The organism is Salmonella sp. K21076 (assembly GCF_039650795.1).
GTDB lineage: Bacteria > Pseudomonadota > Gammaproteobacteria > Enterobacterales > Enterobacteriaceae > Salmonella > Salmonella enterica.
The window spans coordinates 128,201-144,774 of the sequence record NZ_JBCLYA010000020.1 but is presented as its reverse complement, the minus strand read 5'-3'; the positions used below and the strand labels follow the sequence as shown (position 1 = coordinate 144,774).

At 49.5% G+C, this 16,574-nt stretch carries 11 protein-coding genes and 1 pseudogene; 6 read left to right on the top strand and 6 right to left on the bottom strand.

Annotation, left to right across the window (positions count from 1 at the left end; translation table 11 throughout):
• Positions 1-160: 160 nt before the first annotated feature.
• From gyrA to AAYN39_RS07735, 3 genes and pseudogenes are all read right to left on the bottom strand, one after another.
• Entirely contained in the window at positions 161-2,797 is a 2,637-nt protein-coding gene (gyrA, locus tag AAYN39_RS07745; protein ID WP_044790595.1) for a DNA topoisomerase (ATP-hydrolyzing) subunit A, read from the bottom strand.
• Between the two features lie 409 nt (positions 2,798-3,206).
• Entirely contained in the window at positions 3,207-4,409 is a 1,203-nt protein-coding gene (locus AAYN39_RS07740) for a mandelate racemase/muconate lactonizing enzyme family protein (RefSeq protein ID WP_000705594.1), read from the bottom strand.
• A gap of 14 nt (positions 4,410-4,423) precedes the next feature.
• Positions 4,424-5,749 (bottom strand): annotated as a pseudogene (locus AAYN39_RS07735) (MFS transporter).
• Between the two features lie 49 nt (positions 5,750-5,798).
• Here AAYN39_RS07735 and AAYN39_RS07730 point away from each other — a divergent pair.
• The 5 genes from AAYN39_RS07730 (at position 5,799) to yfaE (ending at position 11,631) form a co-directional block, all read left to right on the top strand.
• Entirely contained in the window at positions 5,799-6,683 is an 885-nt protein-coding gene (locus tag AAYN39_RS07730) for a GntR family transcriptional regulator (protein ID WP_000944713.1), read from the top strand.
• 82 nt (positions 6,684-6,765) lie between these two features.
• Positions 6,766-7,494 carry a bifunctional 2-polyprenyl-6-hydroxyphenol methylase/3-demethylubiquinol 3-O-methyltransferase UbiG gene (gene ubiG / locus AAYN39_RS07725; protein WP_001091011.1) on the top strand — a complete coding sequence of 243 codons (729 nt, stop codon included), beginning with the start codon at positions 6,766-6,768 and terminating at the stop codon, positions 7,492-7,494.
• A 354-nt stretch (positions 7,495-7,848) separates the two neighbouring features.
• Positions 7,849-10,134, top strand: coding sequence for a class 1a ribonucleoside-diphosphate reductase subunit alpha (gene nrdA, locus AAYN39_RS07720; protein ID WP_001076502.1), 2,286 nt, complete (start codon positions 7,849-7,851; stop codon positions 10,132-10,134).
• A gap of 112 nt (positions 10,135-10,246) precedes the next feature.
• Positions 10,247-11,377, top strand: coding sequence for a class Ia ribonucleoside-diphosphate reductase subunit beta (nrdB, locus tag AAYN39_RS07715; RefSeq protein ID WP_000332026.1), 1,131 nt, complete (start codon positions 10,247-10,249; stop codon positions 11,375-11,377).
• Positions 11,377-11,631: a ferredoxin-like diferric-tyrosyl radical cofactor maintenance protein YfaE gene (yfaE, locus tag AAYN39_RS07710; RefSeq protein ID WP_000533921.1), complete on the top strand. Its 255-nt coding sequence runs from the start codon at positions 11,377-11,379 to the stop codon at positions 11,629-11,631. The genes nrdB and yfaE overlap by 1 nt, the downstream gene beginning before the upstream one ends.
• A 1-nt stretch (position 11,632) precedes the next feature.
• On the opposite strand, the gene AAYN39_RS07705 is transcribed toward yfaE, so the two are convergent.
• Complete coding sequence (locus tag AAYN39_RS07705) at positions 11,633-12,823, bottom strand: MFS transporter (protein ID WP_000660238.1); 1,191 nt, start codon at positions 12,821-12,823, stop codon at positions 11,633-11,635.
• Between the two features lie 161 nt (positions 12,824-12,984).
• On the opposite strand from AAYN39_RS07705, the gene AAYN39_RS07700 reads away from it, so the two are divergent.
• Entirely contained in the window at positions 12,985-13,863 is an 879-nt protein-coding gene (locus tag AAYN39_RS07700; protein ID WP_000176728.1) for a LysR substrate-binding domain-containing protein, read from the top strand.
• A 115-nt stretch (positions 13,864-13,978) separates the two neighbouring features.
• Here AAYN39_RS07700 and glpQ read toward each other — a convergent pair whose 3' ends face one another.
• Together glpQ and glpT are read right to left on the bottom strand one after the other, a co-directional pair.
• Positions 13,979-15,049, bottom strand: coding sequence for a glycerophosphodiester phosphodiesterase (gene glpQ / locus AAYN39_RS07695; RefSeq protein ID WP_000858949.1), 1,071 nt, complete (start codon positions 15,047-15,049; stop codon positions 13,979-13,981).
• Positions 15,050-15,053: 4 nt separating this feature from the next.
• Complete coding sequence (gene glpT / locus AAYN39_RS07690; RefSeq protein WP_000948703.1) at positions 15,054-16,412, bottom strand: glycerol-3-phosphate transporter; 1,359 nt, start codon at positions 16,410-16,412, stop codon at positions 15,054-15,056.
• Between the last annotated feature and the right edge of the window lie 162 nt (positions 16,413-16,574).

Sequence of the window (16,574 nt, the reverse complement as noted above, 5' to 3'; positions counted from 1 at the left end):
GAACTTTTGCAGTTGCCAGACCGCAAGATGTTTTAACAAATCAAAAGGGGTTTTAATAACTGGCTTAAAGCTGAAAGCTTTCCGGAACCCCCAGCCTAGCTGGGGGTTTTCCATAGACAAGAAAAAGGGCCGGATATCCGGCCCTCGCACAGCAATAATATTACTCGTCAGCGTCATCCGCAACGTCGTCATCGCTTTCCGCTTCCGGGGCGATATCCTCATCCCCTTCCGTCACGCTGCCGTCGATAGCATCGAGTTCTTCGTCATCTACCGGTTCAGCAACGCGTTGCAGACCCACTACGTTTTCATCTTCCGCCGTGCGGATAAGGATAACGCCCTGGGTATTACGTCCCACCACGCTGATCTCAGACACTCGGGTACGCACCAGAGTACCGGCATCCGTGATCATCATGATCTGGTCGCAATCGTCTACCTGTACCGCACCGACAACGGAACCGTTGCGCTCGGTCACTTTGATAGAGATAACGCCCTGCGTCGCACGAGACTTGGTCGGGTACTCGTCCGCTGCGGTACGCTTCCCGTAGCCGTTTTGCGTTACGGTCAGAATAGCGCCTTCGCCGCGTGGGATGATCAGAGAAACTACTTTATCGTCTCCCGCCAGCTTAATACCGCGCACACCGGTCGCGGTACGCCCCATCGCACGGACGGCGTCTTCTTTGAAGCGCACCACTTTACCCGCGGCCGAGAACAGCATGACTTCGTCAGAACCAGAAGTCAGGTCAACGCCAATCAGCTCGTCGCCGTCGTTGAGGTTTACCGCGATAATACCGGCGGAACGCGGACGGCTGAATTCGGTCAGCGCCGTTTTCTTCACGGTACCGCTGGCGGTCGCCATAAAGACGTTGACGCCTTCTTCGTACTCACGAACCGGCAGAATCGCGGTGATACGTTCGTTGGCTTCCAGCGGCAGCAGGTTAACGATCGGACGACCGCGCGCGCCACGGCTGGCTTCCGGCAACTGATAGACCTTCATCCAGTACAGACGGCCCCGGCTGGAGAAGCAAAGGATGGTGTCATGGGTGTTGGCCACCAGCAGGCGGTCGATAAAGTCTTCTTCTTTAATACGTGCTGCTGATTTGCCTTTACCGCCACGACGCTGTGCTTCGTAATCGGTTAACGGCTGATATTTCACATAGCCCTGATGAGACAAGGTTACGACAACATTTTCCTGGCTAATCAGATCTTCGATATTAATATCGGCGCTGTTGGCGGTGATTTCGGTACGACGCTCATCGCCGAACTGATCGCGAATTAACTCCATCTCTTCGCGGATCACTTCCATCAGGCGATCGGCGCTGCCCAGAATGTGCAGCAGTTCAGCGATCTGCTCCAGCAACTCTTTGTATTCGTCGAGCAGTTTTTCATGCTCCAGGCCGGTCAGTTTCTGCAAACGCAGATCCAGAATCGCCTGCGCCTGCTGTTCAGTCAGGTAGTATTGACCGTCACGCACGCCAAATTCTGGCTCCAGCCATTCCGGACGCGCGGCGTCGTCACCGGCGCGCTCCAGCATCGCAGCAACGTTGCCCAGATCCCACGGACGCGAAATCAGCGCCGCTTTCGCTTCCGCCGGCGTCGGCGCGCGGCGAATCAGTTCGATAATCGGGTCGATGTTGGCCAGCGCAATCGCCAGAGCTTCAAGGATATGCGCACGATCACGGGCTTTACGCAGTTCAAAAATAGTCCGACGCGTCACCACTTCACGGCGGTGGCGCACGAACGCTGAAATAATATCTTTCAGGTTCATGATCTTCGGCTGGCCGTGATGCAGCGCCACCATGTTAATACCGAAGGAAACCTGTAGCTGGGTCTGGGAGTAGAGATTATTAAGCACCACCTCGCCCACCGCATCGCGTTTCACTTCAATCACGATGCGCATCCCGTCTTTGTCGGATTCGTCACGCAGCGCGCTGATGCCTTCCACGCGTTTATCTTTCACCAGCTCGGCGATTTTCTCGATCAGGCGCGCTTTGTTCACCTGATAGGGAATTTCATGGACGATGATGGTTTCACGGCCCGTTTTCGCGTCAGCTTCAACTTCCGCGCGGGCGCGAATGTACACTTTGCCACGACCGGTACGGTAGGCTTCTTCGATACCACGACGACCGTTGATGATCGCGGCGGTCGGGAAGTCCGGACCCGGAATATGTTCCATCAGCCCTTCAATGCTGATGTCTTCGTTGTCGATATACGCCAGGCAGCCGTTAATCACTTCCGTCAGGTTGTGCGGCGGGATATTCGTCGCCATACCTACTGCGATACCGGAAGAACCGTTCACCAGCAGATTCGGAATTTTGGTCGGCATGACGTCCGGAATTTTTTCCGTACCGTCATAGTTATCCACGAAATCCACCGTCTCTTTTTCGAGATCGGCCATCAGTCCGTGGGCGATTTTCGCCAGACGGATCTCCGTATAACGCATTGCCGCCGCGGAGTCGCCGTCAATAGAACCGAAGTTACCCTGACCATCCACCAGCATGTAACGCAGCGAGAATGGCTGCGCCATACGAACGATGGTGTCATACACTGCGAAATCGCCGTGGGGATGGTATTTACCGATTACGTCACCAACGACACGGGCAGATTTTTTATAGGCTTTGTTCCAGTCATTGCCCAATACGTTCATGGCGTAAAGTACGCGACGGTGTACCGGCTTCAGGCCATCTCGGACATCCGGCAGCGCACGGCCAACAATGACAGACATCGCATAATCCAGATAGGAGCTCTTCAGCTCTTCCTCAATGTTGACCGGTGTAATTTCTCTCGCAAGGTCGCTCATCTAACCGCTATCCCTCTACTGTATCCCGGATTCAAAGGTCGCAAATTATAACACATTCGCCCACGTACTGGTAAACGGAATGCAGCCAGACAATGCTTTATTCGGGTGCCACATGCTCTCTTCATTTATAAGCGTGGTCTCGGCGTTTATCGGCGATCAGCTTCAGAGGCGACACAGAGGAGATCTGGGCCTGGCCAGGAATAGGCTGGAAAATCAATACCTCCCGTGTATACCCGTCATACTTCAAGTTTCATGTGCGTTGGCGGCAAGTTACTCGGCCCATCCCTGGGCCTCGCCCCGTCGGGGTTAGCGCAAGCGCTGTTCAAGACGGTTAACCATTTTATCCTGCAACTCGAATTATTTAGGGGATATGCCGGGAGGCATAAACCATAATCAGTATCACCAGATGCTATTTAATCACATAGGCCAGGTATTCTTTCACTACCTCATCGTTTAATTCCTGACCCAATCCGGGCTGTTCCGGCGCGACATAATAGCCATTTTCCGGCTGATAATCGTGGGTACAAAGTTCCCGAATAGATGCTTTCATCGCATTGGTATGATGTTCATGAATAATAAAGTTGGGAATTGCCGTTTCCATATGCAGCGCGGCTACCGTGGAAACAGGACCGCCGCAAACATGCACCTGTACAGTGGTGTCATAAATATTAGCATAGTCACAGATTTTCTTTCCTTCGGTAATTCCGCCGCAGAGACACAAATCAGGTTGCGCTACGGCAATAGACTGTTTCTCCAGTAATTCCCTGTATCCCCATCTTGTGTAGGAACGCTCGCCAGTGGCGATTGGAATCGTTGTTGAACGGGAAACTTTCTGCATATTATCAGAATTTAATGGATGGCTCGGTTCTTCATAAAGAAAGATACGATACTTTTCTATCGCCTTCGCAAATTGAATAGCTGAGTTTGTACCGAGAAGAGAATGGATTTCTACGATAATATCAGCATCATCCCCCATTGCTTCACGCATAGCGGCAATTCGCGCTTCCCCCATTTTTAATTGATCGGCCAGTAACAATCCTGAATAGTTACGATTTCTATTCTGAAAAACACAGTCATCGCCATTACGATCGATTTCGAGTGGATCCACTTTAATCGCATCATATCCATCGTCAAGAGCCGCACGCGCCGCCTCAGCATATTCCTCAGGTGTCACTAATATCTGGCGTTTATCCCCCCAACCAAATTGTAACTGACTAGCATAGGTTCTTAATTTTTCATTAGTTTTCCCGCCAAGGAGCTGATAAACAGGTACACCTAAATATTTACCTTTGATATCCCAAAGAGCAATATCAATAGCGCTCATTCCGGCATAAAAAACGTTCCCGCCTCCCATTCCCCAAAAAGTCTTTCTGAAAAAGAACTCCCAAATTTTTTCGATATTTAATGGATCTTCACCCACAATCAATGACGCCAGATCTCTGATGATCCCTACGCCAGCTTTAGCGCCTGCGCCATAGGCCAGTCCTACTTCGCCAATACCACTTAATCCTGAGTCGGTATTCACCCGGATAAGTACTGGATTATAGGATGACATCGTTTGATCTCTTTTTTTTAATTCACAGTCAAAAACTTCAATAGACGTAATTTTCATAATTTCTCCATTTATCAGGTTCGTGATACAACATTTGTTTGTTGGCTTTTTTCTTTTTTCACATCAATTTTCATTAACGCCAAAACGGCTACCGCAGCGAAGCAAAGTATTGCCTCTACAATAAATATTCCTGTCGCACCATAATGAGTAGAAACGAATCCCAGTGACTTATTAATCAGGAATCCGCCAAGACTTGAACATGAGTTAATAAACGCAATGCTGATAGCCAACCCTGACGGCGACAATAATGCAGAAGGCAGCGCCCAGTAAGGTCCGTAATAGCTGAGGATCCCAACACCATAGAACGTTAGCCCCAGCATTCTCAGCGACATTGAGGGGACAAGAGCAATCATCAGAAAACCACAGCCTGCCAGAAACATGGGTAATGCAGCATGCCATTTTCGTTCATTCTTTTTATCGGAATGCCAGCCCCACCAGGGCATGCTGAACATAGCGAAAATAAACGGAATACTCATGATTAAACCAACGTCAGTATCCGTAAAATCAGCTGAAAATCCCTTCACCAACCCCGGCAACCAGTAGTTTGCCGCCAGAGCAGCCGCCTGAATCAACATGTAGGCGAAAGAAAGCTGAAGCAAAACTGGATTTTTGATTACGGAAAGAAAGGATGAGTTGGTATTTTTATTTAATGCAGCTGCGGTTTCATTGTCAGTGCGTAATTTATTAACTAAGGCCGATATCTGCTGTGGCGTAAGCCATTTAGCCTTTTCTGGACTGTCAGGCAGTAAATAAAATGTCAGGATGCCAAGGAATACGGTAGGGATACCTTCAATAGCAAAAAGCCAGCGCCAGCCTTCATAATCCGGGGTATTCAAATGCTCGATGATCCAACCAGACATCGGTGCAGCCAATACCGATGCAACAGCAATAGATAACATGAAGAAACTATTGACTTTTCCGCGTTCACGAGCCGGGAACCAACATGCAAGATAATAAACCATGCCCGGGAAAAAGCCAGCTTCAAATACCCCCAAAAAAATGCGAGCCAGCAAAATATGTTGAGTATCTTTAGCAAAAAAAATCAGCCCTGTTACCGCTCCCCAGCCGATAATAATGGAACTAATTCATTTTCTTGCGCCAAGCTTTTGCAAGCCAATGCTACTCGGAATTTGAAAGATTAAATATGATATGAAGAATATAGAAGAAATATTAGCGAAATCCTCAGGCGTAATACCGAGAGATTCATTCATGCGTAATGCAGCAAACCCAATATTGACACGATCCATATAGTTAAAAAAGTAAAGAATAAAGGCCAAAGGAATGATTTTCCTTTTTACAATACGAATTGCATCGTATAAATTTTCTTGTGGACTACTCATTTTGCATCACCTTTTATGATTCAATGAATAAGGGTATTGACCGGAATCGATGTTACGTAAAAAACAATACAATTCAAAAGCTAATGTGTCATATCTGATATATCAGCAAGCAAACTTAATGAAATATACAATAACAACAATAAAGTATGTAAATTTTCTTATATCTGATATATTAGATCCGTTAATTTTGAATAAATTAATTACAATGGAGCCGGGTTTAACCATGGAGGAGAAGAAAATGAAAAATAGATTAAAGCGTGATTTTAGTCACATATCAATTGAAATACCCAAATCCATCACCCAGGTGATTAAAGAGAAAATAAGGGAGATGATTATCCATGGCGATTTCGATCTTGGGCAAGCGATCAGTGAAAATGAACTATCAAATATTCTGATGATAAGTAAAACACCAATTCGTGAAGCTTTTATTTGGCTGAGCTATAATGAAAACCTGGTCAACATCATTCCCCGCAGTGGGACATTTGTTTTTTCTGTCACCGACGAGGATATCAATGATCTCATCAAAATGAGGGTTATCCTTGAACAGGGCGCAATTCGTGAAGCGATGGAGAAAAATGCTAACAATGTCATAGTCGAATTAAGCAATATTTTATCGAAGTCAGCAAAAATTAATGCAGAGCGAGATACGCAAGCTTACCTCAAACTGGATCATGATTTTCATTATGTTTTTGTGAAATATGCCGATAATAAATACATTTCACAAGCACACCTGTTGATCTCTGCACGTTTATTGGCAATTCGCTACAGACTGGATTTTACCGCTGAATATATCACCAGCTCTAACCGTGGACATGCCACTATTTTAGATATGTTAAAAAACAACAACGTCGAGGGCGTCTGTAATTTTATCACGCACCACATCGGTAGCGGTTTTACAGAACGCGCAAGAAAACTTCTTGCGCTGAAAGCGTAATAAAGACGGCAGTAGATATAACGCAGCGACTTTGCACCTGCTATACTGCCCCGATAGATCAATAGCGGAATCTCATGTACTCATGAACACTGAAAAACCGTCGGTAGCTCACAACGTTGACCATAATGAAATCGCCAAATTCGAAGCCGTCGCGTCGCGCTGGTGGGATCTGAAGGGCGAATTCAAGCCATTGCATCGCATCAACCCCCTACGCCTTGGCTACATTACTGAGCGCTCAGGCGGCCTGTTCGGTAAAAAGGTGCTCGACGTCGGCTGTGGCGGCGGTATTCTGGCGGAGAGCATGGCGCGCGAAGGCGCTACCGTTACCGGGCTGGATATGGGCTTTGAGCCTTTGCAGGTCGCCAAACTGCATGCGCTGGAAAGCGGCATTGAGGTAGAGTACGTGCAGGAGACGGTTGAGGAACATGCGGCAAAACACGCCCAGCAATACGACGTCGTCACCTGTATGGAAATGCTGGAGCACGTTCCCGATCCGCAATCGGTCGTCCACGCCTGCGCCCAACTGGTTAAACCCGGCGGCGAGGTGTTCTTCTCAACGTTGAACCGCAATGGGAAATCCTGGCTGATGGCGGTCGTCGGCGCTGAGTATATTCTGCGCATGGTGCCAAAAGGCACGCACGACGTGAAGAAATTCATTAAGCCTGCTGAACTGTTAAGCTGGGTAGATGAAACCGTCCTGAAAGAGCAACATATCACCGGGCTGCACTACAACCCGATAACCAATACTTTCAAACTCGGTCCCGGAGTAGACGTTAACTACATGTTGCATACCCGCGCTAAAAAAGCCTGACATCAAAGAATTTTCCTATAAGGGTTGCGTTAGATCATCGGGCGCAACCTTTCTCTTCGATGAAAAAATCAGCATTCGATCAAATTTTGATTTTTTTATGAATTGTTGACATCCTCTCCAGGCCTTATCAGACGCGCATTTAGCGATTCTTACTCTTTTACAACCGCAATTTAACGCCAAAATCAACTCTTGTACTCAAAAGAATCCCTACTAGAATACTCACCATATAGCGTTTCACTTATCGATTACCCCCTATATATAGTATTTATCCACAGAGTTAGTCACAACGTGGCGTTGTGGATAAGCGGGGGGGATATTTTTCTTTCACGGACAGGTAAACAGGTAGAAAACTACATGAATCAGAGTCTGCTGGTGACAAAGCGTGACGGCCGTACTGAGCGCATCAATCTCGACAAAATTCATCGCGTGCTTGATTGGGCGGCAGAAGGACTGAATAACGTATCGGTTTCTCAGGTCGAGCTACGCTCGCATATTCAGTTTTATGATGGGATTAAGACCTCCGATATCCATGAAACTATCATTAAGGCCGCCGCAGACCTGATCTCTCGCGATGCGCCGGATTATCAATACCTGGCTGCGCGTCTGGCGATTTTCCACCTGCGTAAGAAAGCCTTCGGCCAGTTTGAGCCGCCCGCACTTTACCACCATGTGGTAAAAATGGTTGAGCTTGGCAAATACGACAATCATCTGCTGGAAGACTACACGGAAGAAGAGTTCAAGCAGATGGATTCGTTTATCGTTCACGATCGCGATATGACCTTCTCCTACGCTGCCGTTAAGCAGCTGGAAGGGAAATATCTGGTGCAAAACCGCGTGACCGGCGAAATCTATGAAAGCGCGCAGTTCCTCTACATTCTGGTAGTGGCCTGCCTGTTCTCTAACTATCCGCGTGAAACGCGTCTTGACTATGTAAAACGTTTTTACGATGCGGTCTCTACGTTCAAAATCTCGCTGCCGACGCCCATCATGTCCGGCGTGCGTACCCCGACCCGTCAGTTCAGCTCCTGCGTACTGATCGAGTGTGGCGACAGTCTGGATTCCATCAACGCCACCTCCAGCGCGATTGTGAAATACGTTTCCCAGCGCGCCGGTATCGGCATCAACGCTGGCCGCATTCGTGCGCTGGGTAGCCCGATTCGTGGCGGCGAGGCGTTCCACACCGGCTGTATTCCGTTCTACAAGCACTTCCAGACGGCGGTGAAATCCTGCTCGCAGGGCGGCGTGCGCGGCGGCGCGGCGACACTGTTCTACCCGATGTGGCATCTGGAAGTGGAAAGCCTGCTGGTGCTGAAAAACAACCGTGGCGTGGAAGGCAACCGCGTACGTCACATGGACTACGGCATACAGATCAACAAACTGATGTACACCCGCCTGCTGAAGGGCGGCGACATTACGCTGTTCAGTCCGTCCGATGTACCCGGGCTATACGATGCATTCTTCGCCGACCAGGACGAATTCGAACGCCTGTACGTGAAGTATGAAAACGACGACAGCATCCGCAAACAGCGTGTGAAAGCGGTCGAACTGTTCTCGCTGATGATGCAGGAACGCGCCTCTACCGGTCGTATCTATATCCAGAACGTTGACCACTGCAATACTCACAGTCCGTTCGATCCGGTTGTCGCCCCGGTACGCCAGTCTAACCTGTGTCTGGAGATTGCCCTGCCAACCAAACCGCTGAACGATGTCAACGATGAAAACGGCGAAATTGCGTTGTGTACGCTGTCTGCCTTCAACCTGGGTGCCATTAAGACTCTGGACGAGCTGGAAGAACTGGCTATTCTGGCAGTACGCGCTTTGGATGCTCTGCTCGATTATCAGGATTACCCGATTCCGGCTGCCAAACGCGGCGCAATGGGCCGTCGTACGCTGGGCATTGGCGTGATTAACTTCGCCTACTGGCTGGCGAAAAACGGTAAACGTTATTCCGACGGCAGCGCCAATAATCTGACGCATAAAACCTTCGAAGCCATTCAGTACTATCTGCTTAAAGCGTCCAACGAACTGGCGAAAGAGCAAGGCGCCTGCCCATGGTTCAACGAAACCACCTATGCAAAAGGCATTTTGCCGATCGACACCTACAAAAAAGATCTGGATGCGATCGTCAACGAACCGCTGCACTACGACTGGGAACAGCTGCGTGAGTCGATCAAAACCCACGGTCTGCGTAACTCCACGCTATCGGCGCTAATGCCGTCGGAAACGTCATCCCAGATCTCCAACGCCACCAACGGTATCGAACCACCGCGCGGCTACGTCAGCATCAAGGCCTCGAAAGACGGTATTTTGCGTCAGGTCGTGCCGGATTATGAGCATCTGAAAGACGCTTACGAACTGTTGTGGGAGATGCCGAACAACGACGGTTATCTGCAACTGGTGGGTATCATGCAGAAGTTTATCGACCAGTCGATTTCCGCTAATACCAACTACGATCCGTCACGTTTCCCGTCAGGAAAAGTGCCGATGCAGCAACTGCTGAAAGATTTGCTCACCGCGTATAAGTTTGGCGTGAAAACTCTGTACTATCAAAATACCCGCGACGGCGCGGAAGATGCGCAGGACGATTTGGCGCCTTCTATTCAGGACGATGGCTGCGAAAGCGGCGCTTGTAAGATCTGATGAATAGTGCCGGGTAGCGCTATGCTTACCCGGCCTACGATTGTACGGTTTGTAGGCCGGATAAGGCGCTTGCGCCGCCATCCGGCGCTCATCCCATAAAGGATTCACTTCAATGGCATACACTACTTTTTCACAAACGAAAAACGATCAGCTCAAGGAACCCATGTTCTTTGGCCAGCCGGTCAACGTTGCACGCTATGACCAGCAGAAATATGACATCTTCGAAAAACTGATCGAAAAACAGCTCTCTTTCTTCTGGCGTCCGGAAGAGGTCGACGTCTCCCGCGATCGTATCGACTATCAGGCGTTGCCGGAGCACGAAAAACATATCTTCATCAGCAACCTCAAATACCAGACGCTGCTGGATTCCATTCAGGGACGTAGCCCGAACGTCGCCCTGCTGCCGCTCATTTCCATCCCGGAGCTGGAGACGTGGGTAGAGACCTGGGCGTTTTCTGAGACGATTCACTCACGATCCTACACCCACATTATTCGTAACATCGTCAACGATCCGGCGGTCGTGTTTGACGATATCGTGACCAATGAGCAAATTCAGAAGCGCGCCGAAGGTATCTCCGCCTACTACGACGAACTTATTGAGATGACCAGTTACTGGCATCTGCTCGGTGAAGGCACCCATACCGTTAATGGCAAAACGGTTGTCGTGAATCTGCGTGAGCTGAAGAAAAAACTGTATCTGTGCCTGATGAGCGTGAACGCGCTGGAAGCCATCCGCTTCTACGTCAGCTTCGCCTGCTCTTTCGCATTTGCCGAGCGTGAACTGATGGAAGGCAACGCCAAAATTATCCGTCTGATCGCCCGTGACGAAGCGCTGCATCTGACCGGCACGCAACATATGCTGAACCTGTTGCGTAGCGGCGTGGACGACCCGGAGATGGCGGAAATCGCCGAAGAGTGTAAACAGGAATGCTATGACCTGTTCGTGCAGGCGGCGCAGCAGGAAAAAGAGTGGGCGGACTATCTGTTCCGCGACGGTTCGATGATCGGCCTGAATAAAGATATCCTGTGTCAATACGTTGAATATATTACGAATATTCGTATGCAGGCAGTGGGTCTGGATCTGCCGTTCCAGACCCGCTCCAACCCAATCCCGTGGATCAATACCTGGCTGGTGTCCGATAACGTTCAGGTTGCGCCACAGGAAGTGGAAGTTAGTTCTTATCTGGTCGGACAAATCGATTCGGAAGTCGATACCGACGATCTGAGTAATTTCCAGCTCTGATGGGACGCGTCACGCTGCGTATCACTGGCACACAGCTGCTGTGCCAGGATGAACACCCTTCTCTGCTGGCCGCGCTGGAATCGCATAACGTTGAGGTGGAGTATCAGTGCCGCGAAGGATATTGCGGCTCCTGTCGTACCCGGCTGGTTGCCGGTCAGGTTGACTGGATTACGGAACCTTTAGCGTTTATCCAGCCGGGAGAGATTTTGCCCTGCTGCTGCAGGGCAAAAGGCGATATCGAAATCGAGATGTAACTCAGTGCAACTCGCTGGTGGAAACCAACGGCATCACGCCACGTTTTTTCATCTGCACGGCATACAGTGCGCCAGCGAGTACCACCAGCACCGCGCCAGCGACATAAATCATACGATAGCCAACCGACTCAACCATCATTCCCATGATAAAGGCGCCAATCGCCATTCCGGCGTCCATCGCGTTAAAGAACAGTGAATTCGCCACACCGATTTTATGCGGTTCAACCGAGCTGATAATTTGCGTCTGGAAAACCGGCGTGACCGAACCGTAGCCGATACCGATGAGACCGCCGGAAATAATCATCATGATGCTGCCATTGGTGTAGCCCAGCGCCACCAGACCGATGGTAAAAGCCAACAGACATGGATAAACAACATATTTCGGCCCTTTTTTATCACAAATATTCCCGGTGAAGGTACGGCATATCATCAGTAAAATCGCGTAGCACAGCAGGAAATTACTGGCCGCCGCCATTAAATCCAGCTCACGAGCATACAGCGCCAGGAAAGCCGACACGCCGGCATAGGAGAAAGTCATAAAAAAGGTGACCAGCGCAAAAGGCAAGGCGGCGCGGTCAAACATCGCGGAAAAACCCAGATTCGGTTTCGAACCATCGGCATGACGAATTACCGGAGGAACCGTCACAATCAGGGAAAGCACAATCTCTAACGCCGCTACAGCGGAACAAAGCCAGAATGCGGCAGTGAACGCGTCCCAGCGGGCCATATTCAAACCAATCCACGGTCCTACGACCATCGCCAGGCCCATCGCTAAAGAGAAAAAGCTGATGCCCTCTCCACGTCGGGAGGCCGGAATTAACCGCGCTGAAATAGTTCCTTTTACCGTGGTAATAACACCAAACGTAATCCCATGAAGTACGCGGATAAAGAGCAGCGACTCGATAGAATGGCAAACTGGATACAGCGCGGTAATCACCAAAAAAGCCAGAGAAGAGAGCACCAGAATCTTTTTATTCGAATATTTTCCCACCCACTGCCCGGCAAACGGCCGAATAACAATTGCCGCGGCCAGGAAACATGTCACTAGCAATCCTGCCTTATCTGCAGAAGCATGCAGGCGGTCAGCGATATAAATGGGTAATAAAGTTAGCAGTACATAAAAAACAAAAAAGATAATAAAACTTACTATGGTGATTGCCCAAAAATCCTTCGTCCATAATTTTTCTTTCATTCTTAACGACCCATTCAGATGGCGCACGCAGGCAACGCTCAGCTCAACTGAACACCTATCAGGTGCGTCAAAATGTGATGTATTCGATAGAATCGCAGTATAAACAAGTGCACTTTATTAGAAAAATTAATCGTTTTAATTATATTGATTAGGTTTTACTAATGACGCTAACCCAAATCCATGCCCTGCTTGCCGTACTGGAGTACGGCGGATTTACCGAGGCCAGCAAACGGCTATACATGACGCAATCCGCCGTCAGCCAGGCCATCTCCGCGCTTGAGGAGGAGCTCGGCGTTGACATATTGATTCGTGAGCGTCGTAAAGAGATCGAGCTTACCGCCGCCGGTAGCCGCATCGTCAGGCACTTACGCGCGATCCAGCGCGACGTCAACGCGGTAAAAGAGATTGTCGAACAAGAAAAAAAGAACCCGGCCCGTACGCTACGGATTGGCTGTTTTCCCAGCGCCTGCGCCTGCATTTTACCCGGCGTCATTCGCTATTTTGAAAGCCATCATCCAAATGTAAAAATTATCCCCTATGAAGAGAACAGTACGGCTATTATTGATTCGCTGCAGGACGGAAGTATTGATGCCGGTTTCGTTCCTTTTCCGGTCAACGGTATGTATTGCGTCCCCATTTACCGGGATAAATTCACCGTAGTGGTGCCTGAAAATCATCCCCTGGCGGCCAATAGTACAGTAACGGTCGAAGAACTGATGGACGAACCACTTATTGTCAGTAAAGGTCGTTATGAATTAAGTATTATGGCGTTGTTTAAAGAAAAGGGTATTGAACCGATATTTAAATATGAATTTAACCATCCCGATACTGCGCTGAATTTTATTCGCCAGGGATTAGGTATCGCCTTATTGCCAGAATTAACCTTAAAAGCCACGACAGGAAAATTATGCTCCGTGGCGCTGGAACCCACCTTTTATCGACAAATTTCACTGTTAGCAAAAGAACCGCCGGTAGAAGGAAGCCCGCTATTTTTATTACAAAAATGTATGGAAACACTGACCGATGAGGGTTTGCTATAAAACAACACCGCCTGATGACATTGCGTTTATCAGACTTACGCTGGCAAACGTTGCGCCAGGCCGGATGAGGCGTTTATGTCCTCATCCGGCGCTTCACTTCTACTATGGCATACCTTTAGTCATTTTTTTGCAGAAACATGACCGCCTTATCCGGGAAGTCGGTGAACAGCCCGTCGACGCCCGCCTTGTTATACAGGATATCGTATAACTGATTGACGTCTGTGGCATAGTCCGGCAATTGATCGGCACGCACAGTGTAAGGATGCACTACCATCTTATTCTGATGCGCGTCCTGCACCATTCCAGTCAGCTTGATATTCCCTTTCGTCGAACCTTCCGCGACCAACATGTGGTAATCCGGACCAATACCGTCCGCATATTCCGCCACCTGCTTCATAGCGCCCGGCTTAAACATCCAGTCGTAGTTGTAATTTACCCAACGACCGTCCGGCTGTTTCTGCTGGGTTTCATTCCAGTCGGTATACGCAATAAGTTGAACCAGATTGAGATCCATCCCCATTTTGGGTTCCAGTTCATTCTTAATACGTTTCAGCTCAGCGACATCAAAACACTGCAAATAGACATTGTCCTGCTTGCCGATGTAACCATACTTCTTCAGCACTTCCAGCGTTTTCGCGGCAATATCTTTCCCTTCCTGATGATGGAACCACGGTGCTTTAATTTCCGGATAAATACCGATATTTTTACCGGTAGAGTGATTTAATCCCTGAACGAATTCAATTTCCTCTTCAAAGGTATGAATGCGGAAATCAGATTTTCCCATCGGGAAACGGCCCGGATAAGTTTGTACTTTTTTGCCGTTTTCAATATCAAACCCTTCGGTAAACTTCAGGGATTTAATTTCATCCAGCGTAAAATCGATAGCGTAATAGCGCCCATCTTTACGCGCCCGGTCCGGAAAACGATCAGCGACGTCAGTCACCCGGTCAAGGTAGTGGTCATGGAGGACGACCAGATGGTCGTCCTTTGTCATCACTAAATCCTGTTCCAGATAATCTGCCCCTTGCGCATACGCCATCGCTTTCGCCGGTAGCGTATGCTCCGGCAGATAACCGCTGGCGCCACGGTGGGCGATGACGACTTTTTCAGCCGCCACGGCGCCGCTTCCGATGGTCATTCCTGCCAACATCAACGCCACGCTAAGGTTTTTCAGTGTGGTTTTCATGTTATTAGCCTCCGTTGCGTTTTAACTGCAGCTCATCATGATGGCGTTTTTCGCCAATCATCACGACCACCAGCAGGATTACCGCCAGAATGCTACCGCCAATCATCACCATAAAGCCGCCATCCCAACCGAAGAAGTCAACGGTATAACCCACAATGGCGCTTGCAGCGACAGAACCGCCCAGGTAACCAAACAGACCGGTAAAGCCCGCCGCCGTACCCGCCGCTTTTTTCGGCGCCAGCTCCAGCGCGTGCAGACCGATCAACATTACCGGGCCGTAGATCAGGAAGCCGATGATAATCATACAAGCCATATCAACGTTCGGGTTGCCTGCCGGGTTCATCCAGTAAACGATGGTCGCGATAGTGACCAGGGTCATAAAGAATACGCCCGACGCGCCACGGTTGCCGCGGAAGACTTTATCCGACATCCAGCCACACAGCAGCGTGCCTGGAATACCCGCGTATTCATAGAGGAAGTAGGCCCAGGAGGATTTATCGAGTGCGAAATGCTTCACTTCTTTCAGGTAGGTCGGTGACCAGTCGAGGATACCGTAGCGCAGCAGGTAGACGAACACGTTGGCGATAGCGATATACCACAGTAATTTGTTCGGCAGTACGTACTGCATGAAGATCTGCTTCGCAGTCAGCTCTTCTTCCGCTTTTTCGTTGTAGTCATCCGGATAGTCGTTTTTATACTCTTCGATAGGCGGCAGACCGCAGGATTGCGGCGTATCGCGCATCATTGCGAAAGCGAACAGTGCCACCACAATCGCGCCAAAGGCTGGCATATAGAGCGCCGCTTTCCAGTCGTTAAACCACGCCATCCCCAGCAGGAACAGCAGTGGCGGGATCCCGCCGCCGACGTTATGCGCACAGTTCCAGACCGACACAATGCCGCCGCGCTCTTTCTGCGACCACCAGTGAACCATCGTACGTCCGCACGACGGCCACCCCATCCCCTGGAACCAGCCGCAAAGGAACAACAGCACAAACATCACGGCGATGCTGGATGTCGCCCACGGCACAAAGCCCATAAACAACATGACTGCTGCGGCCAGAATCAACCCTGCCGGCAGAAAAACGCGCGGATTCGAGCGATCGGACACCGAACCCATTATAAATTTCGAAAAACCATAAGCGATAGAAATCCCGGACAGCGCAAAGCCCAGATCGCCGCGTGAAAAACCCTGTTCTACCAGGTAGGGCATCGCGAGGGCAAAGTTCTTGCGCACCAGATAATACGCGGCATAGCCAAAGAATATCCCCAGGAAAATCTGCCAGCGTAATCGGCGATAGGTCGGATCAATCTCCGCCGCTGGCAAGCGCGCTTTATGAAGCGCTGGTTTAAAAATACTCAACATATTGTAGCCTCCGTAGCCCGTATTTTATTTAGAGGTAAACACCGCAGTTCGTTCAAACAACCCCGCTGCTCCCAGTGTGGCCGCGATGTTAAGTAAAGATACGTCACGTTAATGTGAATTACAGCACATATTGTTACAGTTTTATGACTAATGTTCAGAAAG